Source organism: Pseudomonadota bacterium, from assembly GCA_040752895.1.
Taxonomy (GTDB): domain Bacteria; phylum Pseudomonadota; class Alphaproteobacteria.
Genome location: JBFMHN010000001.1, coordinates 540,756 through 560,048, shown reverse-complemented (window position 1 = coordinate 560,048; position 19,293 = coordinate 540,756). Strand labels below are relative to the sequence as shown.

General features: G+C 60.3%; 17 protein-coding genes. 13 read left to right on the top strand and 4 right to left on the bottom strand.

Annotated elements, in window-relative coordinates; genetic code table 11:
- Window positions 1-35: 35 nt before the first annotated feature.
- Window positions 36-722 (top strand): hypothetical protein, encoded by a 687-nt coding sequence (locus AB1781_02890; protein MEW5703519.1) that lies wholly within the window; start codon window positions 36-38, stop codon window positions 720-722.
- Between the two features lie 13 nt (window positions 723-735).
- Here the strand turns inward: AB1781_02890 and chrA are convergent, their stop codons facing one another.
- The gene (gene chrA / locus AB1781_02885) at window positions 736-2,136 is read right to left on the bottom strand and encodes a chromate efflux transporter (protein MEW5703518.1); all 1,401 of its coding nucleotides are present in this window, start codon (window positions 2,134-2,136) and stop codon (window positions 736-738) included.
- 287 nt (window positions 2,137-2,423) lie between these two features.
- Here chrA and AB1781_02880 point away from each other — a divergent pair, with 287 nt between their 5' ends.
- Window positions 2,424-3,317: a helix-turn-helix transcriptional regulator gene (locus tag AB1781_02880; protein MEW5703517.1), complete on the top strand. Its 894-nt coding sequence runs from the start codon at window positions 2,424-2,426 to the stop codon at window positions 3,315-3,317.
- Window positions 3,318-3,327: 10 nt separating this feature from the next.
- On the opposite strand, the gene AB1781_02875 is transcribed toward AB1781_02880, so the two are convergent.
- Window positions 3,328-3,804: an Lrp/AsnC family transcriptional regulator gene (locus AB1781_02875; protein MEW5703516.1), complete on the bottom strand. Its 477-nt coding sequence runs from the start codon at window positions 3,802-3,804 to the stop codon at window positions 3,328-3,330.
- A gap of 235 nt (window positions 3,805-4,039) precedes the next feature.
- Here AB1781_02875 and AB1781_02870 point away from each other — a divergent pair, with 235 nt between their 5' ends.
- The 3 genes from AB1781_02870 to AB1781_02860 are packed head-to-tail and all read left to right on the top strand — an operon-like array spanning window position 4,040 to window position 6,487.
- On the top strand, window positions 4,040-4,354 hold the full coding sequence (locus AB1781_02870) for a DUF2849 domain-containing protein (protein ID MEW5703515.1): 315 nt from the start codon (window positions 4,040-4,042) through the stop codon (window positions 4,352-4,354).
- Window positions 4,355-4,359: 5 nt separating this feature from the next.
- On the top strand, window positions 4,360-6,015 hold the full coding sequence (locus AB1781_02865; protein ID MEW5703514.1) for a nitrite/sulfite reductase: 1,656 nt from the start codon (window positions 4,360-4,362) through the stop codon (window positions 6,013-6,015).
- On the top strand, window positions 6,002-6,487 hold the full coding sequence (locus AB1781_02860) for a DUF934 domain-containing protein (protein MEW5703513.1): 486 nt from the start codon (window positions 6,002-6,004) through the stop codon (window positions 6,485-6,487). Before AB1781_02865 ends, AB1781_02860 begins: the two co-directional genes overlap by 14 nt.
- A gap of 12 nt (window positions 6,488-6,499) precedes the next feature.
- On the opposite strand, the gene AB1781_02855 is transcribed toward AB1781_02860, so the two are convergent.
- Window positions 6,500-7,501 carry a lysylphosphatidylglycerol synthase domain-containing protein gene (locus AB1781_02855; protein MEW5703512.1) on the bottom strand — a complete coding sequence of 334 codons (1,002 nt, stop codon included), beginning with the start codon at window positions 7,499-7,501 and terminating at the stop codon, window positions 6,500-6,502.
- Window positions 7,502-8,170: 669 nt separating this feature from the next.
- Here AB1781_02855 and AB1781_02850 point away from each other — a divergent pair.
- Complete coding sequence (locus AB1781_02850) at window positions 8,171-8,731, top strand: hypothetical protein (protein ID MEW5703511.1); 561 nt, start codon at window positions 8,171-8,173, stop codon at window positions 8,729-8,731.
- A gap of 117 nt (window positions 8,732-8,848) precedes the next feature.
- Here the strand turns inward: AB1781_02850 and AB1781_02845 are convergent, their stop codons facing one another.
- Window positions 8,849-9,988 (bottom strand): DegT/DnrJ/EryC1/StrS family aminotransferase, encoded by a 1,140-nt coding sequence (locus AB1781_02845; protein MEW5703510.1) that lies wholly within the window; start codon window positions 9,986-9,988, stop codon window positions 8,849-8,851.
- A gap of 431 nt (window positions 9,989-10,419) precedes the next feature.
- On the opposite strand from AB1781_02845, the gene AB1781_02840 reads away from it, so the two are divergent.
- The 7 genes from AB1781_02840 to AB1781_02810 all read left to right on the top strand — a co-directional run bounded on the left by AB1781_02840 (window position 10,420) and on the right by AB1781_02810 (window position 19,270).
- Window positions 10,420-11,706 (top strand): nucleotide sugar dehydrogenase, encoded by a 1,287-nt coding sequence (locus AB1781_02840; protein ID MEW5703509.1) that lies wholly within the window; start codon window positions 10,420-10,422, stop codon window positions 11,704-11,706.
- Between the two features lie 180 nt (window positions 11,707-11,886).
- The gene (locus AB1781_02835) at window positions 11,887-12,867 is read left to right on the top strand and encodes an ABC transporter ATP-binding protein (protein ID MEW5703508.1); all 981 of its coding nucleotides are present in this window, start codon (window positions 11,887-11,889) and stop codon (window positions 12,865-12,867) included.
- Window positions 12,864-13,598: an ABC transporter permease subunit gene (locus AB1781_02830; protein MEW5703507.1), complete on the top strand. Its 735-nt coding sequence runs from the start codon at window positions 12,864-12,866 to the stop codon at window positions 13,596-13,598. Before AB1781_02835 ends, AB1781_02830 begins: the two co-directional genes overlap by 4 nt.
- A 9-nt stretch (window positions 13,599-13,607) precedes the next feature.
- Window positions 13,608-15,626, top strand: coding sequence for a Gldg family protein (locus AB1781_02825; GenBank protein ID MEW5703506.1), 2,019 nt, complete (start codon window positions 13,608-13,610; stop codon window positions 15,624-15,626).
- 86 nt (window positions 15,627-15,712) lie between these two features.
- Window positions 15,713-17,236: a mannose-1-phosphate guanylyltransferase/mannose-6-phosphate isomerase gene (locus tag AB1781_02820; protein ID MEW5703505.1), complete on the top strand. Its 1,524-nt coding sequence runs from the start codon at window positions 15,713-15,715 to the stop codon at window positions 17,234-17,236.
- A 13-nt stretch (window positions 17,237-17,249) separates the two neighbouring features.
- Entirely contained in the window at window positions 17,250-18,302 is a 1,053-nt protein-coding gene (gene gmd / locus AB1781_02815; protein MEW5703504.1) for a GDP-mannose 4,6-dehydratase, read from the top strand.
- Window positions 18,299-19,270, top strand: coding sequence for a GDP-L-fucose synthase (locus tag AB1781_02810; protein MEW5703503.1), 972 nt, complete (start codon window positions 18,299-18,301; stop codon window positions 19,268-19,270). The genes gmd and AB1781_02810 overlap by 4 nt, the downstream gene beginning before the upstream one ends.
- Window positions 19,271-19,293: the final 23 nt, after the last annotated feature.

The following is a 19,293-nucleotide window of genomic DNA, read 5'->3' as shown; positions in this document are numbered from 1 at the left end:
GAAGGCCGAGGAACGCACCGCAGGGGGGAGTCGCGATGAAGCATCTTGTGCTGGTCTTCAGCAATCCCGTGAAGGGGCAAGAGGATGAATACGACCGCTGGTACGAGGACGTGCACCTCGGCGAGATGCTCGCCACGACCGGCTGGCAAGGCGCCCAGCGTTTTGCCCTGGCCGACGAAATGTGGAACACCTGCCCGCACGGCTACCTCGCGGTATACGAGGCCGAGGCGGACGATCCGAAAAGCGTTCTTCCCCATTTGAACGCGACGCGGGCGAAGCGGCAGCAAAATGCGGCCTTCGACAAGAAGACGGCGGCGGTCTGGGTGTTTTCCGAGATCGGGCCTGAGCACAAGAACCCGGCCTTTGCGAACGTCAAAATGGAAAAACCGGGAACGAAGCGCCTTGTGGCGGTCTTCAGCAACCCCACGGAAGGGCAGGAGGCCGAATATAACCGCTGGTACGAGGACGTTCACCTCAACGAGGTGCTTGCCACGGCCGGTTGGCGAACGGCCCGGCGGTTCGCCCTGACCGACGACATGTGGAACGCCTGCCCGCTGAAATACCTCGCCTTATACGAAGCGGTGACGGACGATCCCAAGGCAGTGCTTGCAAAACTGAACGCGACGCGCGCGAAGCGCCAGCAGAGCGAGGCGATCGATATCAAGACGGCAGCGGTCTGGGTGTTTTCCGAGATCGGGCACCGGCGCCAGGGCGCGGCCTGATGGAAGGGGCCGTCTACGCCAAAACCAAGAAATAATAGCCAGCGCCCAGGGCGGCGGCGGCGGCGAGCACGGGCAGCATGCCGATTTTGAGTTTGAGCATGGCGACGAGGGCGCCGAAGGAAAGGATAAGCGCCGCGGGCTCCAGGCTTGCAAAGTCCGGCACCAGCAGGCGGACGACGCCGAGCGGCCGGAGTTCGGTGACGGTGCCGAAAAGCACGTGAAGCGCAAACCAAATGCCGAGATTCAGAATCACGCCGACAACCGCCGCCGTTACGGCCGAAAGTGCCGCGCTTAAATTCTTCTTGCCGTGCAGCGCCTCGACATAGGGCGCGCCAAGAAATATCCAGAGAAAACAGGGAACGAAAGTGACCCAGGTCGTAAGCAGCGCGCCAAGGGCGCCGGCCAGCATCGGGTCCATCCCGCCGGCGTCCCGGTATGCGCCGAGAAAGCCCACGAACTGGACTACCATAATAAGCGGGCCCGGCGTCGTCTCGGCGAGACCCAGGCCATCCAGCATTTCACCGGGGGTGAGCCATTGGTAAAACGCGACCGCTTCCTGGGCAACATAGGCCAGCACCGCATAGGCGCCGCCAAAAGTGACGACGGCCATCTTGCTGAAGAAGATAGCTTCCTGGACGAAGACGCTGGTGCCGCCGAAGGCAAGGACGAGCACGGCGACCGGGCCGAACCATAAGGGAATGCAAACCGCGAGCACCTTGAGGGCGCGAGCGAGGGAAGGGCGGGTGTGCGGAAGCGCATCTTCGTCGAAGGCGGCGTCGAGAGCCGCTCGCTCGCCGTTTTCTTGATGCCCGTCGCCGATGCCGAAACGTGCCGGGGCATAGCGGCTGCCGAGGAAACCGATCAGCGCTGCTCCCAGGACGATCAGTGGAAACGGCACCTCGAAGAAGAAGATCGCGACGAAAGCCGCCGCGGCGAGACCGTAGAGAATCCCGGTTTTCAACGCATGTCGGCCGATCCGGATGACCGCCTCGATGACGATGGCAAGCACGGCTGCCTTGATGCCGAAGAAGACCGCCTGGACGAAGGTGATTTCCTGGAAGCCGGCGTAAAGGACGCTCAAGATCAGCATGACGAGCGCGCCGGGAAGCACGAAAAAGGCGCCGGCCACGATGCCGCCCCAGGTCTTGTGCAGCAGCCAGCCGATATAGACGGCCAATTGTTGCGCTTCCGGACCCGGCAGCAGCATGCAGTAGTTGAGGGCGTGCAGAAACCGCCGTTCGCCGATCCAGCCTTTTTCCTCGATCAGCAGGCGATGCATGAGGGCGATTTGGGCCGCCGGCCCGCCGAACGACAAGAAGCCGATCTTGAGCCATAGCCGTGACGCCTCGACGAAACTCACCGGCGGCCACCCTTTGGCGGAAGCCGCGTCCCGGACGGCGGTCTTTTCAGCCATCGTGTCGTTCCTCGTGGCGTCGGCCATGCGTGCCGACGAAAGTCGCCGCCGCGCCAACGCGCAGTGCATAGGCCGTTGTTATGATGGGTTCCCAGGTGTCCATGCTTCATCCTCTGCGCACGCAGAAAACTTCGCAGGGCTTGGACACCTTTCGGCGTCTTGGATGAGCCGGGAGCCTACTACCCCGACAGAGGCCGTCATCATAGGTCCGCCCCTTGATGGGCGCAATAATCAGTGCAAATCTGACCGCGTGCTTAAGAGAAAGATACGCGGTAAATTACTGGCAAATGCCTAGCAAAACGCTCGAATATCTGACCGTCCGTGAACTTGCGGAACTCTTGCGCATTAAGGAGCGCAAGGTTTATGCGATGGTTGCGACGGGCGAGATTCCCTGCAGCCGCGCCATGGGCAAGCTGCTGTTTCCGAGACGGGATATTGAAGCCTGGGTCGCTAGCCATAGCACCGGTCGGCCGCTGTCGCGGTCTGAGGCGGGCCAGCCGGCCGTTTTCGTCGGCAGCCATGACCCGCTGCTGGAATGGGCGCTGCGCGAATCCCGCTGCGGGATCGCCTCTTTCTTCGACGGCAGTCTCGACGGGCTCAAGCGCCTGAAGGCGGGTGAGGCCATTGCGGCCGGCCTACATCTTTACGATGCGGCGGAGGGCGAGTGGAACCACGCCCATGTTGCCAGGGAATTTGCGGATGCGCCGGTGGCGCTTCTCGAATGGGCCTGGCGCGAGCGTGGATTGATCGTACCGGCCAAAAACCCGAAGAAGCTACGACGGCTTTCCGATCTTAAGGCTCTCCGCGTGATCTTGCGCCAGCCGGAAGCGGGCGGCCAGGTGCTTTTTGAGGCGCTGCTCGAGAAAGAAGGGATTCCCATGGCGGCGCTGAAAAGCGCCATGCCACCGGCGCGAAGCGAGGCCGATGTCGCGGTCGCGGTATCGGATGGCAAGGCCGACGGGGGCTTCGGGCTTGCCGCCATCGCCGGCCAGTTTCGTTTGGGTTTCGTACCGCTGCTGCGAGAACGTTACGACCTGCTCGTCTTTCGCCGGGCCTATTTCGAAGAACCCTTTCAGCGTTTCCTCGATTTCTGCCGCACGGCGGCTTTTGTCGCCAAGGCCAAGGGGCTTTGCGGCTACGACATTTCCGGCTTCGGAAAAGTCCGCTATCTGGGTTCTTGATATCCGCCTCTCAAGAGCCGTCCGTCATCGGTATGTAGTCGAGGGGAAGCGCTGTCGTATATTTGATCTGCTCCATCGCGAAACTCGAGCTGACCTCGGAAAGCGGCACCTTGTCGATGAGGCGCTTATAGAAGGCGTCGTACGCCGCGATGTCGGGTACGACGATGCGAAGCAGGTAGTCCACTTCACCGCTCATGCGGTAGAACTCGGCAACTTCCGGCATCTCGACGACGGCTTTCGCGAATTTCTCAAGCCACTCGCGGCTGTGTTGGTTCGTCTTGATAGAAAGAAAGACCGTTACGCCGACGTTTAGCTTCACCGGGTCGAGAAGGGCGACCCGGCCCCGGATAACGCCGCTTTCCTCCATCTTCTGGATTCGCCGCCAGCACGGCGTGGCGGAAAGGCCGACCCGTTCGGCGAGGTCGGCAAGCGGCATCGTCGCGTTTTCCTGCAGGCAGGCGAGAAGGTTCCGGTCGATGGCGTCCATGTGCCCTCGCTTTCAAGACGATTCAGTCTATGTTAGTGTAACTTTCTATATATAAATTGTATTCTAGAATTAGATACTAAAATCTAGCATAAAAAAACCATATAAAGAAAAAGTTTTCTAATATTTTTACCATTCCCACTTGTGCGCCAGGCCTGAATTCGCTAAGTCCAAGGCGTAGCGGCGGCAAGGGCCTCCTTCGCCTCGCGGAACTCAACCAGAGGCAGGAAACGAACGGATGGCGCTACGGGTCGTCACGGCAAATTTTCTTCGCGATGGAGACGTTGTGTACCTGGCCGAAGGTAGCCGATGGACCCCATGGCTCGATGAAGCGGCCGTCGCCGAGACGGAAGAAGGGGAGGCGGAGCTTTTGAAGGTTGGCCAGGAAGCCGAGAAGGCGCGGCAAGTGATCGGCGTCTATCCGATGGAGGTCGCCCGCGTGGAAGGAACCATCCGGCCCTTGAGCGCCCGCGAGCGGATTCGCGCGAAGGGACCGACCACGCGAACCGATCTCGGCAAGCAGGCCGTTCCCGATTTCAAGGAGCACAGTTAACGCCGATGTACCGCTACGACGATTACGACCGCACGCTGGTTCGGGAGCGCGTCGAGCAGTTCCGGGACCAGGTTGCCAGGCGGATAAAGGGCGAGCTCACCGAAGACGAGTTCCGTCCCCTTCGCCTGATGAATGGTCTTTACCTGCAACTGCACGCTTATATGCTCCGGATCGCGGTGCCGTACGGCACGCTTTCCTCCCGCCAGCTTCGTACGCTGGCCCATATCGCGCGGAAGTACGACAAAGGCTACGGCCATTTCACGACCCGCCAGAACATTCAGTTCAACTGGCCGAAGTTGGAAGACGTGCCCGACATCCTGGCCGATCTCGCCGCCGTCGAGATGCACGCCATCCAGACCAGCGGCAACTGCATCCGGAACATCACGGCCGATCAGTACGCGGGCGTCGCCGCCGACGAAATCGAAGACCCCCGCGTTTATGCCGAAATCCTGCGCCAGTGGTCGACGTTCCATCCGGAATTTTCGTTCCTGCCGCGCAAGTTCAAGATCGCGATCACCGGCGCACCCCACGACCGCGCCGCCGTCCGCCTGCACGACATCGGCCTTCATATGCGGCGGAACGAGAAAGGCGAGGTGGGATTCGAAGTGCTAGTCGGCGGCGGCATGGGGCGCACGCCGGTGATTGGGGTGACGATTCGCCGGTTCCTTCCGAAGCGCGACCTGCTTTCTTATCTTGAGGCGATTTTGCGCGTCTATAACCAATTCGGCCGCCGCGACAATTTATTCAAGGCGCGAATCAAGATCCTGGTGCAGAGCACAGGCGCCGAACGTTTTGCCGAGATGGTCGAAGCGGAATGGCGGCATATCCGGGACGGCGCCCTGGTTCTGCCGGAAAAAGAAGTCGCGCGTATCCAGGCCTTCTTCGCGCCGCCGCCCTATGAGGCGCTGCCGGCCGTCCAGCCCGCCTTCGAGGCGATGCGGTTCGAGGACCGCGCCTTCGCCGAGTGGTGCCGCACGAACGTAGCCCCGCACAAGGTGCCGGGCTACGCCATCGTCAACGTTTCGCTGAAAGAGATCGGAGAAGCGCCCGGAGATGCCACCCATGAACAGATGGACCTCGTCGCCAACTTGGCTGAACGCCATAGCTTCGACGAATTGCGCGTGACGCATGAGCAGAACCTCGTCCTGCCGCATGTCAGGCTCGCCGACGTCCATACGGTCTGGCAGGCCTTGAAGGCGGCCAGCCTCGCCACCCCGAACGTCGGCCTGATCACGGACATAATCGCTTGCCCAGGGCTGGACTTCTGCAACCTGGCGAACGCGCGTTCCATCCCGATAGCCCAGCGCCTTTCGAAGCGTTTCGAGGACCTCGACCGTCAGCACGACATCGGCGAGCTTAAGATCAAAATGTCGGGCTGCATCAATGCCTGCGGCCATCACCACGTCGGTCATATCGGGATTTTGGGCGTCGACAAGAAGGGGGAAGAATTCTACCAGATCACCCTGGGCGGCAACGCCGACGAGGACACTTCCCTCGGGCAAATCGTCGGGCCGGCCTTTCCTTACGAGGAAGTCGTCGACGCGGTCGAAACGATCGTTCAGATCTATCTTTCCAACCGCCGGGATGGCGAGCGTTTCCTCGATACTTATCGCCGGATCGGGGTGGCGCCCTTCAAGGGGGAACTCTATGCCGCTCATTAACCGCGAAGGACTTTGCGGCGACCCTTGGGTGAGGGTGGCGGACGAGGCGGCGTTGCCGGAGGCAACGCACGTTATCGTCACGCTGGAACGCTGGCGGAAGGAGCGCGAGGCGCTCCTCGGTCGCGGCGGCCCTTTTGGCATCCGGCTGCAAAGCGATCAACCGCCGGACGCCATCGAGGCGGACCTTGTCCATTTCGGGCTTATCGCCCTGGAGTTTCCCCAGTTCAAGGACGGCCGCGCCTATTCCTACGCCCGCCTGCTGCGCGAGCGTTACGGTTTCAAGGGTGAACTTCGCGCCACCGGCAACGTGCTTCGGGACCAGCTTTTCTTCATGCTGCGTTGCGGCTTCGACAGCTTCGAGATTCCGGAGAAGGCGAAGGTCGAAGAATGGCTCAAGGCCTTCGATGAAATCAGCGTCGTTTATCAGCCAACGCCGGATGGCCGGAGGACGGCGCTTCAGTTGCGCCGGTAGGCGCGCCGTCGTTTACGACTGGTTTTCGCCCCGCGAGGCGCGGCGATGCCAAAGCCGCTTTCCTTCGATCGTATGCCATGCGAGAAGGGCGCCCCCGCCGAGCAGCACCTCGCGCACGCGCTTGGCAAGCGAAAGTGCCAAGCCCATTCCCGGCGTTAACCCCATCAGCGGGGCCAACAGCATATAGCCGCCTTCCTGCACGCCGAGTCCGCCGGGCACGATGAAGGCCGCACTTCGCATTGCCTTACCCAGGCTTTCGAGGATCAGGGCGTCGGCAAGGCTGACCGGGTGCCCCATCAGGTGAAGCGCAATCCACACCTCGCCGGTACCCGCCAGCCAGGAAAGGAAATGGTAAAAAGCACTTGCTGCCACGGCGCGGGGCGAGCGGTAGATCTCCAAGATCGCCTCGTGCAGCCCGCGGAGTTCGCCAATGCCCAGCCATTCCAGCTGTAGATTTCCGATCGCCTTGTTGAACAGCCGTTCGATCCATCGGAAGAAACCCGTGCGTTGGGCAACGAGAAAGCCGACCAGCATCGGCAGCATCATCAGGATCGCGACGAGAATCCAGAAAAGCCCATCGGATCCCCGGCCGCCGAGGTGAAGCAAAAGGAGGCCGAATCCGAAAAGGGTGAATAGAAACTGCGCGATCACCTCCATCGTCAAGCTGACGATAGAACTGCCTCCGGCAACCCCGCCGGGAACCCCGGAAAAGGTGAGCAGCCGGGCGCCCACGAAGTCACCCCCGACCTGGGCGACCGGCAGCAGGTTGTTGATCCCCTCGCGTATCCAGCGGATGGCCATGAGACGCCGGAACCGAAGCCGCTTGCCCGTGATCAGGACGCGCCAGCCTTGCGTCGAGCAAGCGAGGGGAAGTATATGGAAAAGGGGAAGGAAAAGCAGGCCCCATCCGGCGGTGGCGAGTGCTCCAAAGACTTCCGAGACGCCTCGGTAGACGACCAGGCAGACAATTACCACCAGGCCCAACAGCGCCGCCGCAACCATTCCCTTCTTCATGGGGATTCCTTATGCCGCCAAGCGAGGCGCAAGACAAGCTTCGCCTACAACGGCTGCGTTTTTGGCCGGCGGGTTAGGCAGTTTCTGGCGCTTGGGTTGTTCTGGCCAGGTTCATGCTTTGCTGTAACCTTATCTGCCGTAGAGACATCCAATATAGGTTCCCAGCAAAACACGGGATGCTTCAGTATTAGGAATTAGGAGAGAAAATTACATGCTTTCAAGAAAGCGTCTTCCCATGAAACGGGCGGTTGCGTTCGGCGCAGCTGTTCTGATGGCCGGTGCTGTCGCGGCGGTGAGCCCGGCCTCGGCGGGCTGCAACCCCTGCAACCCGTGCGCCGTCAAGAGCGGCAATCCTTGCGCCGGGAAGAACCCCTGCGCAGCGAAGAAAAAGAGCGGCAATCCTTGCGCCGGGAAGAACCCCTGCGCCGCAAAGAGCAGTAATCCCTGCGCAGCGGAGTAACCCTCGCGTCCAAGAGTTATTGCCTAACGAGAAAGAGCGCCGAAAATCCTTCCGGCGCTCTTTTTTGTTTCTGGCTGAGAGCTTCCCACCCATTGCCGGTCGCCCGGGCGCGTGTTTTGCGGATCACTAAAAATTGCTATACTGCACATGTACGTAGGGGGTATCCTGATTAATTCTTTGTAAAACAATGCGTTAGTGGGGTGATCTTTATGGCAGACTCAACCGCAACGGTGCGCGAGGCCGTCGGCATCTTTCATTCCGCGGAAGACCTGGAAAGTGCGGTGGACGAATTTCGGATCAACGGTTTTGATCGTTCCGAACTTAGTCTGCTTGCCAATGACAAGATCGTCCAGGAAAAGCTTGGCCACGTCTATACGCGAGTCGAGCAAGCCGAGGACGACCCCGAAGCACCTCGCGCCGCCTGGGTATCGAAGGAAGCGGTCGATGTGGGAGGGGCGGCCATCATAGGAGCCCCCTTGTTCATCGCCGCCCTTGCCGCAAGCGGAGCGGTTGTGGCAAGTGGGGGCGCGCTTTTGCCCGCGATTGGGGCCGCCGTTGCGGCCGGCGGCTTGGCCGGGACCTTTGGCGGATTGGTGGCCGGCGAACTTGGGGAAGAACATGCCGCGCGTTACGAGCAGCAGCTCGACCGTGGCGGCATCCTGCTATGGGTTCATCTGCGCCGTCCCGAAGAGGGGGAAAAGGCCTTGGACATTCTCCGGCGACATCAGGCGACTCATGTCCATGTGCATGAGATTGCCGCCAGCAGCTAGCCGTTTTAAAGACGACCTGGATATTGCGGGCCACCTTAAGAAGACGAACCCGCAAAGTTCCATGAGAAAAACCCGCCTTTAAATATGGGTGTTGGTCTTGGGGTTATGGCCGGCCGCCTATGTCCGGGTGCCGATCGCTTCCTTCATTGCGGCGACGATGCGAGCTTGCGTTTCTTCTTTCAGGTAGGGGTGCATGGGAAGACTGAGCACCTCGTTCGCAAGCCGTTCGGAAACCGGCAGGGCTTCCACCCGCGGGTAGGGAAGGAAGGCCGTTTGGCGATGCAGCGGCAACGGGTAATAGACGGCGGTCGGTATCCCTTTCGCTTTTAGGGCATCGGCAACCGCGTTGCGGTCGGCGCCGGGAAGCCTAAGCGTATACTGCGCCCACACGGAGGTTCGCCCTTTTTTCACGGTCGGCACGATGGCAACCCGGTCAAGGGCTTCGGAATAGCGCCGTGCGACTCGATCCCGCGCCGCGATTTCGTCCGGAAAAATCTCGAGCTTATGAAGCAGAATTGCCGCCTGAAGCGTATCGAGGCGGCTGTTTATTCCAATGCGGACGTTGTCGTATCTCTCGGTACCCGCGCCGTGCACGCGGATCGAGCGGAGAAGCGCCGCAATTTTGTCATCGTCCGTAAACAGCGCCCCCCCATCGCCATAACAGCCGAGCGGTTTTGCCGGGAAAAAGCTTGTCGTTGTAATGGGGGCCAGTGTTCCGACCCTTCGGCCGTTCAGCGTGGCGCCAAAGGATTGCGCCGCATCGGCGATGACGGTAAGGCGGTATTTTTCTGCAAGGGCGGAAATGGCATCGTAATCCGCCGGTTGCCCGAAAAGATCCACGGCAATGACGGCGGCGGGGCGTAAGCCCTGCGCCTTTGCAACCGCGAGGGCCGCTTCGAGAGACAAGATGTCGAGGTTGAAACTTCCTTCCTCGACGTCGATGAAGATGGGTGTTGCGCCAACCAACACGGGCGCTTCGCCGGAGGCAGCAAAAGTAAAAGAAGGGACGAAGACAGCATCCCCGCGGCCGACGCCAAGCGCCATAAGGGCAATCTGCAGGGCGTCCGTTCCATTCGCGCAGGTGATAGCGTGTTTTGCGCCGCTGAATTCGGCAAGCCTTTCTTCCAGCTCGGAAACTTCGGGTCCCAGCACGAATTTGCCGTGGTCCAGCACGCCCTGGATAGAAGCGTCGAGCTTCTTGCGCAGCCGTTCGGTTTGCGATTTCAGGTCGATAAATGGAATAGGTTCATTCACGATAGATACGTGCCAGCTTATCCGGTTCCGATTCACAATACCGGTTTCCTTCGCGGGGGCAAACGCGGTCTTTATCCGAGCGCTTCGCCCGTGTGGCCGGCCCGACCGGCGCGTTCTTCGTTACGACGCCGTTTTGGGAAACGCAGCAGCGTTCGCCAAGCGTCGTTCCGCAAACGACCGTCGCGTTTGCATCAATCGTTGCGCCTAGTTCGACGGCAATGGGAAGAAAACCGGCAAGGTCAATCGGACTTCACGGCCTGGAAGATCAGGCAAAAGGACGCCCCGCGGATTCGCCGCCATTCGTTTAATGTAACTGCCCGTTTCTTCATATAATCAAGCGGCTAACCCGTATGGCGACGTTTGGTTTGACGCTTGGGACTTGGCGGTATAGAAGCACGCCCGGAGCAACTTTCGGAATTTCCTTGGAAAAACGCGTGAAGTCGGTTCCCCGAATCGCCGTTCTTGGGCTTGGCTACGTGGGCTTGCCGCTTGCGGTGGCGCTTGCCCGCCATTTCAAGGTCATCGGTTATGATCTTGATTCATCTCGTGTTTCCGAGCTTCGCGCGGGCCGGGACCGGACGTTTGAAGTATCGAGCGAGGAACTGCAGAAGAGCTCGCTCAAGGTCGTGGGCGCCGCCGAGGAACTGCGCGGGTCGGATTTTTTCATCGTCGCGGTGCCGACTCCGGTCGATACGGAAAACCGGCCGGATCTCTCGGCCCTCCGGGAGGCTTCGCGCGCGGTGGGCGCGGTCCTGGACGAGAACGCCGTCGTCGTCTTCGAAAGCACGGTCTACCCCGGCGTCACGGAAAATATCTGCGGTCCGATTCTGGAGAAAGTTTCCGGCCTTCGCTGCGGGGTGGATTTCCATCTCGGCTATTCGCCGGAACGCATCAACCCCGGCGACCGAGTCCACAATATCGAGAGCATCACGAAAGTCGTCGCCGGCCAAACACCGGAAGTGGCGTCGCGATTGAAGGCGATCTATGGCCAAATCAACGGCGGGAACATCTTCGTCGCCCGCAACATCCGCACGGCCGAGGCCGCCAAGGTCATCGAGAATACCCAACGCGACATCAACATCGCCTTCATCAACGAGGTGACCACGATCTTTGCCAGGCTGGGTCTTTCGGTTCACGATGTCTTGGACGCGGCAACGACGAAATGGAATTTTCTCGACTTCAAGCCCGGCCTCGTCGGCGGCCACTGCATCGGGGTCGATCCCTTCTACCTCGCGCATTGTTCGGAGGAGCTTGGCCTTCACCCGGAAATCATTCTGGCCGGGCGGCGGATCAACGACCGCATGGGGGGCTACCTTGCGGCGCAGATTCACGCCGCGATCGAGAAAGCCATGCCTGGCCGGAAAGCGGCGCGGATCCTCGTTCTCGGCCTTACTTTCAAGGAAAATCTGCCGGACCTTCGGAACACGAAGGTGGTTGACCTCATTCGGGAGCTGGAAGGACATGGCCATAGCGTCGTCGTGCACGACGCTTGCGCGGACCCGGTTGAGGCAAAACGGCTTTATAAGATTGATCTTCTGCCGTCGCTGAACGGGGCAAACGGATTTCATTGCGTGGTCGGGGCTGTCAGCCATACCAGCTACCGCGAGTTCACACACCAGTCCTTCCGCGACCTGCTCGGGCCGGCAGGTCTTGTCGCCGACATCAAGGGCATATGGCGTGACCTTGTCTTGCCGGATGGTTTCCAACGCTGGCAGCTATAGCTTTCTTGTCCTGGTTTTTCCCTCGTTTTGAAACTTCCGTGGAAAAATCAAGCATTTGTGATTTGAAGAAAATCTTGGTTTGGCCTAGGTATCTTGACAAATTCTTGTTTTTTGCCAAAAGCTTGATCAAAGTTCCGCGCCCGACCGCAAGGGCAGAAGGAAACGTTTGATATGACGTCCATGATCGAAATTCTAAACCTAACGCGGAAGTTCGGGCGCTTTACCGCCGTTGACAACATTTCCTTTTCGGTCCCGCGCGGCCAGGTTCTCGGTTTTCTGGGCCCGAACGGGGCCGGCAAATCCACCACGATGCGGATGATTGTGGGCTTTCTCCAGCCGACCTCGGGTACCGTGCGGGTCGGCGGCTTCGATATTCAGAGGCAGCCGCTTAAGGCAAAGTCGCTGATGGGTTATATGCCGGAAGGGGCGCCTTCCTACCCGGACATGATGCCGCGGGCTTTTCTCAACTTTGCGGCCACCATTCGGGGCCTGCGCGGGGTGCAGAAACGAAAAGCGATCGATATGGCAATCGCCAAGCTGGGGCTGGAGCCGGTGCTCAACCAGCCGATCGAGACGCTTTCGAAAGGGTTTCGCCGCCGAGTCGGTGTCGCCCAAGCCATCCTGCACGATCCGCCCGTCCTCATTCTCGATGAACCGACGGATGGCCTTGATCCGAATCAGAAGTATCAGGTGAGGACCCTGATCCGCGATATGGCGCCGGAGAAAGCGATCATCGTTTCCACCCACATCCTTGAGGAAGTCAACGCCGTTTGCGACCGCGCCATCATCATCGATCACGGCAAGATTGTTGCCGATGGCACGCCGAATACGCTTGAAGCGCGTTCGCGGTTCCATAACACGGTCACCATCTCGATCGCGGGCGAGGCCGCGTCGGAAGCGGAAAAAGTGCTGAAGACCCTGCCGCAGGTGGCGCGCGTCGAAGCCGGCGTCAGGGTTGGCGGTCTTCGCTATTTCACCCTTTTTCCGAAAGCCGGGGCCGCCATCGTGACGGAGGTGGGCGATCTTGCGCGGGACCGCGGGTGGCGCGTGGAAGAGCTTTACGCGGAACGCGGACGCCTCGACGAAGTTTTTCGCAGCCTCACGATCGGTGATACCGTCGTCACGGGACGGCAAAAAAAAGGAAAGCGGGCGACGGCATGAGCAGGACGTTCATCATCATGAAGCGCGAGCTCGCGAGCTATTTTGCAACGCCGCTCGCTTACGTATTTTTGGTCATTTTCCTGTTTCTGGCTGGGGTCTTCACCTTCTACTTCGGCCTCTTCATCGAACAGGATCAAGCGGATCTGCGCGCCTTCTTCGACTTCCACCCATGGCTATACCTTCTGCTCATGCCGGCGATCGCGATGCGCCTTTGGGCGGAGGAACGCAAGACGGGCACGATCGAGTTCCTGATGTCGCTGCCCATCCCCTTCGGCGCCACCGTTCTGGGCAAGTTCCTGGCCGCTTGGGCATTCACCGCGATCGCTCTGGCCTTGACGTTTCCGATCTGGCTTACCGTCAATTACCTGGGAGAGCCGGACAACGGGATCATTTTCGCAGGCTATATCGGTTCGCTCGTCATGGCGGGCGGCTATCTTGCGATCGCGTCTTGCGTTTCGGCCGTCACGAAGAACCAGGTCATTGCCTTCGTGATGGGGGTCGTCGTCTGTTTCATCTTCACGATTGCCGGCCAGCCGCTGGTCACGGATTTCTTCAGCTCCTGGGCGCCCCGATGGGCGGTGGAGCTGATCGCCTCCTTCAGTTTCTTGACGCATTTCGATGCCATTATCGAGGGCGTTATCGATGTCCGCGATGTCGTCTATTTCTCGACGCTCATCGGGTTTTTCCTTTATGCGAATGCGGTCGTCATCGAATTCAAGAAAGCAAGCTAGGAACTAGAAATGAAACGCGGTTTTCTGACGGCAGGCGGCCTTGTCTTTGCGGCGGTTCTTTTTTTCGGCGTGAACGCGATTACGGGCGCGGCGTGGAAATCGGCCCGTTTTGACTTTACGGAAGGCAAGCTTTACACGCTTTCACCCAGCACCCACGATGTGCTGAAGGGCCTTTATCGGCCGGTTAGCTTGCGCCTTTATTATTCGAAGTCCATGGCGAACGCGGTGCCGGAAATTCGCACCTATGCGAAACGCGTGAAAGAGCTTCTCGAAGAATACGTCGCGTATTCGGATAACAAACTCAGCCTTGAAATCATCGACCCGGAGCCGTTCACGGAAAAAGAGGACCGCGCCATGAAGGACGGCGTCCAAGGGGTGCCTCTGGATGAAACGGGCGCCCGGTTTTATTTCGGCCTTCATGCCGATGCGGGCAAGGATGCAAAAGGCGAAGGCGGGGTTGCGGACGTCATTTCTTTTTTTCAGCTGGGGAAGGAACAATTCCTTGAATACGACATCACGCAGCTGATTCATGGCCTGGGCCGCGAGTCCAGGCCGATCGTCGGCGTGATCGGGCAGCTTCCTTTGAAATTTGGAGCGGTCAGCGTCGCCGCCATAAAGCGCGGCGAGGTTCAGCCATACGCCATTCTCGAGGAAATGCAGAAATTCTTCGATGTCCGGTTCATCGAGGACATGCGTGAAATCACCGGCGCCGATATTCTCTTGATCGTTCACCCGAAGGAGCTGAGCGACCGCGCGCTCTATTTCATCGACCAGTACGTGCTGCGCGGCGGCCGCACCCTCGTCTTTGTTGATCCGTTTGCGGAATTCGGGACTCTGCCGACGAAGTTCGGGGATCTGCCGGCCATGACGGATCGCGGGTCGAGCTTGGGGCGGCTGTTCGATGCGTGGGGCATCGAGTACGACGTCAACAAATTCGTCGGCGATCGCCGAAACGCCGAAACCGGGACGACCGGTTTCGAGATTAACCAAAGCGCAAACGAGGAAGTCGTCCGCTACCTTCCCTGGTTTCGTTTGGGGTCCGAGAGCCTGAACCAGCGCGATCCGGCGACGAGCGGGCTTGAGCATATCGACTTTGCGACGGCCGGCGCGTTGAAACCGAAGAGCGGGGCAACGACGACTTTCATGCCCCTGGTCGTGACCTCCCAGGATTCGAAACTTTTCGAAACGTCGGAGCTGGTTGGCAACATGGACCCCGAGAAGTTCCTGCGCAATTTCGAGCCGGTCGGGCAGAATTTCGTCGTGGCGGCGCGCATCACGGGGCTGGTGAAGACGGCTTTCCCGGGTGGTCCGCCCCCGGTCGAACTGCCGAAGGAAACGGACAAAGCAGCCAAGGAGGATGAGGCAAAGAAAAAACCGGAGATGCCGTCGGAGGTGGAGGTCGAGAGATGGACCTATCCGCCGATCGGGCAATCCGAAAAGCCGGTCAACCTGATCGTCGTCGCCGATACCGACGTGCTGCACAACAGCCGCTGGACGATGTCCGGCGACTTCTACGGCCACAAGACCTTTACTCCCACTGCCTCGAACGGCGAATTCGTGGTCAATGCGCTTGAGAACCTGGTTGGGGGAGATGACTTGATCTCGCTGCGCAGCCGGGGCACGTCTTACCGCCCCTTCGTGCGGCTGCATCGGCTTGCTCAAGACGCCGAGGAACGCTACCGCAGCCACGCGAAAGAACTCGAGGACCGCGTCCAGGGGGCGGAGATGGAGATAAAAAACCTCCGCAGCCAGAACATCTATGAAAAAGAGCCGGGAAAACTTGCCGCGCGTGAACAGGTGATCCGCGACATCTACCAGGAGATGTTCGAGGCCCGGAAGGAACAGCGCGACGTGCAAAGAAAGCTTCGCGAAGACATCGATGCTCTTGCCGCGAAGCTTCGGTTCCTCAATATCGGTCTGATGCCGCTCCTTATCGGCTTTCTGGCGGTTGGGATCGGCGTCTATCGCCATTTCCGGCACGGCACGCGCTGGAGCGCGGAAAAACAAGGAGAGGTGTCTCCCTCCTGATCCTGTTTTGCCGACGGTAGCATCCTGCTACACTTGCGCCGGTGTTTCCTCTGGCCGGGGGAACGGATGCAACTCGTTGAGCGTGAATGGCAAAAAAACGTGAGACGGCGCGAATAACGCCAGTTCTTCTCTCCGGGGGCTCCGGCACGCGTCTTTGGCCTCTTTCGCGCGCCCTTTACCCGAAGCAGCTATACCCGCTGGTGGGCGAACGCAGCCTTCTGCAGGAAACGGCGCTTAGGGTGGCGGACAAAAGCCTTTTTGATCCCATGCTGGTGATCGGCGGGGAGGCCCACCGCTTTCTCATCGCCGAGCAGCTTTCCGTCGTTGGCGTAAAGCCCAGGCATATCGTCCTCGAACCGGCCGGCCGAAACACCGGCCCCGCGGCGGCTGCGGCGGCTTGCCTCGCCGAAAAAAAGACCGCCGGCGCGCTTCTTCTGGTGCTGCCTTCCGATCACGCCATCGGCGCGCGAAAACGGTTTCTTGAAGCCGTCGCAAAAGCCACACCGGCGGCCGAAGCCGGCGCGCTCGTCACCTTCGGCGTTTTCCCCACCGCGCCGGAGACCGGCTATGGCTATGTTCAGCGCGGTGCCCCCATGAAGGGGGCGAAGGGGTGCTTCGAGGTCACCCGCTTCATTGAAAAGCCCGACCGCAAGACGGCTGAAAAGCTTATCCGGGGAGGGGATATCTATTGGAACAGCGGCATCTTTCTTTTTCGCGCCGACCGCTTTCTGGAAGAGCTTGATCACCTGCAGCCGAAAATCGTCATGTGTGCAAGGGAAGCGGTCGCAAAATCCGAAGAAGACCTCGGTTTCTTGCGGCTGAACAGCAAAGCCTTTAAGGCCGCCGCCGCCGTCTCGATCGACGTTGCGGTGATGGAGAAGACGCAAGCCGCGGCGGTCGTTCCCGTCGAGATGGGGTGGAGCGACGTCGGGTCATGGGAAGCGTTGCAGGCGATGGCGAAGGCCGACGGATGCGGAAACGTGCTGGAGGGGGACGTCTTGGGCCTCGATGTTCGGAACGCGTATTTGCGAAGCGAAGGCCCGCTTGTGGCCGCTCTTGGGGTTAAGGACGTGATCGTCGTCGCCACCGGGGATGCCGTGCTTGTCGTCAGCCGTGACCGCGCCCAAGACGTCAAGACGATCGTCGAGAAGTTAAGGGCCAAGGGTCGCCAGGAGGCGGCAAGCCACCCGACCGTCCATCGCCCGTGGGGCAGCTATCGGACGGTCGATTCCGGCGAACGCTTTCAGGTGAAACGCCTCATGGTCAAACCGGGCGCCAAGCTTTCCTTGCAGAAGCACCGCCACCGCGCCGAGCACTGGGTCGTCGTCGAAGGCACGGCCCGCGTCACGAAGGGCAAGAAATCGCTCGACCTTAGGGAGAATGAATCGATCTACCTTCCGGCCGGCACGATTCATCGGCTGGCGAATCCCGGGCATCGGCCCCTCCACCTCATCGAGGTGCAGTCGGGGAGCTACCTGGGGGAGGACGATATCGTCCGTTTCGACGATGTCTACGGGCGCGTCGAGCGGCCTTCCGCCGGCGGTCGAAAATATGGCGGGGCGAAGGGCAACCGTGCTAAGGCGGGACGTGGAAAACGGGTCACGAACTAGCCGGGGGCACGCCATGGCGGAAAAGGTCGCACTGATTACCGGGGCCACCGGCCAGGACGGCGCTTACTTGGCGGAACTCCTGTTGGAAAAGGGGTATGTCGTCCACGGCGTGAAACGGCGGTCCTCCTCCCTCAATACCGGGCGGGTTGACCATCTTTACCGGGACCCCCACGAGCGGGGCCTGCGGTTCTTCCTTCACTATGGCGACATGACGGATGCGACGAATCTTATCCGTCTCGTCCAGGAAACCCAGCCCACGGAAATTTACAACCTCGCCGCCCAGAGCCACGTGCAGGTCAGTTTCGAAACGCCGGAATACACGGCGAACACGGACGCGCTCGGCACGCTTCGCCTGCTGGAGGCAATGCGAATCCTGAACCTCAAGGAGCGCACCCGCTTCTACCAGGCTTCCACCTCCGAGCTTTACGGGAAAGCCTTGGAAGTGCCGCAAACGGAAACGACGCCGTTCTACCCCCGAAGCCCCTACGGGGCGGCCAAGCTTTACGCCTACTGGGTCACCGTGAACTACCGCGAGGCCTATGGTTTTCATGCCTCGAACGGCATCCTTTTCAACCACGAAGGGCCGACGCGCGGGGAAACCTTCGTCACCCGCAAGATCACGCGCGCCGTCGCCGCTATTCATCTCGGGCTTCAGGACAGGCTCTATCTCGGCAACCTGGACGCCAAGCGCGACTGGGGCCACGCCAAGGACTACGTCGAGGGCATGTGGCGCATCGTCCAGCAGCCGGAACCGGACGACTACGTGCTGGCGACCGGGGAACAGCACAGTGTCCGGGAATTCGTCGCGCTTGCCTTTGGCCATATCGGGCGCGAGATCGCCTGGAAAGGAAAGGGCGTGGATGAAAAAGGCGTGGACGCCAAAAACGGAAATGTCCTCGTCGAAATCGATCCGCGCTATTTCCGGCCGACGGAGGTCGAAAGCCTGCTCGGCGATCCGTCGAAGGCGCGCGCGAAGCTTGGCTGGAAACATCGGATCGGCTTTGCCGAGCTGGTTCGCGAGATGGTCGAATCCGATATTGAAAGCGCAGGCCGGGAAAAGCGATGACAGCGCCTCCGGACCTCTTTCCGCTCGAAGGGCGACGGATTTGGGTCGCCGGTCACCACGGCATGGTCGGTTCGGCCATCCTGCGCCGTCTGGCTGGCGAAGGCTGCGAGATTCTCACCGTTTCCCACTCGGACCTGGATCTTACCCGTCAGGCGGAAGTCGAGGATTGGCTGGCGGCGGCGCGCCCGGAGGCGGTTTTTCTGGCGGCGGCGCGGGTCGGCGGCATTCTGGCGAACGATACGCGGGCGGCGGATTTTATATACGACAACCTCGCCATCGAAACGAACGTGCTGCACGCCGCCTACAAGACCGGTGTGAAGAAGCTCTTTTTTCTGGGGTCTTCCTGCATCTACCCGAAGCTGGCGCCGCAGCCGATCCCGGAGGAGGCGCTGCTCGAAGGCCAGCTTGAGCCGACCAACCAGTGGTACGCCATCGCCAAGATCGCCGGCCTCAAGATGGCGCAGGCCTACCGCCGCCAGCATGGTGCCGACTTCATCTCGGCGATGCCCACCAACCTCTATGGTCCGGGGGACAATTTTGACCTTCTGTCGAGTCACGTTGTGCCGGCTCTCATCGCCAAGACTCACCAGGCGAAAGTCTCCGGCGCCGCCACGGTCGAAATTTGGGGGACGGGAACGCCGCGCCGAGAATTCCTTTACGTGGACGACCTGGCGGACGCTCTCGTCCATCTCATGAAGGTTTATTCGGACGCCATGCATATCAATGTCGGCGCCGGGACGGATATCTCGATCGCGGAGCTGGCGAGGCTGATTGCCCGTGTCGTCGGCTTTTCCGGCAAGATCGCCCACGACGCCAGCAAGCCGGATGGTATGCCGCGCAAGCTTTTGGACGTGCGCCGTCTCAACGCCCTGGGCTGGCGGGCCAGGACGTCGCTGGAGGAGGGGCTTCGGAAAACCTATCGGTGGTACTTGGAGGAAACGGAAAGCTATTCCGAAGCGGCTACCTAGGCCGTTTTTTCCGATTCCGGCAG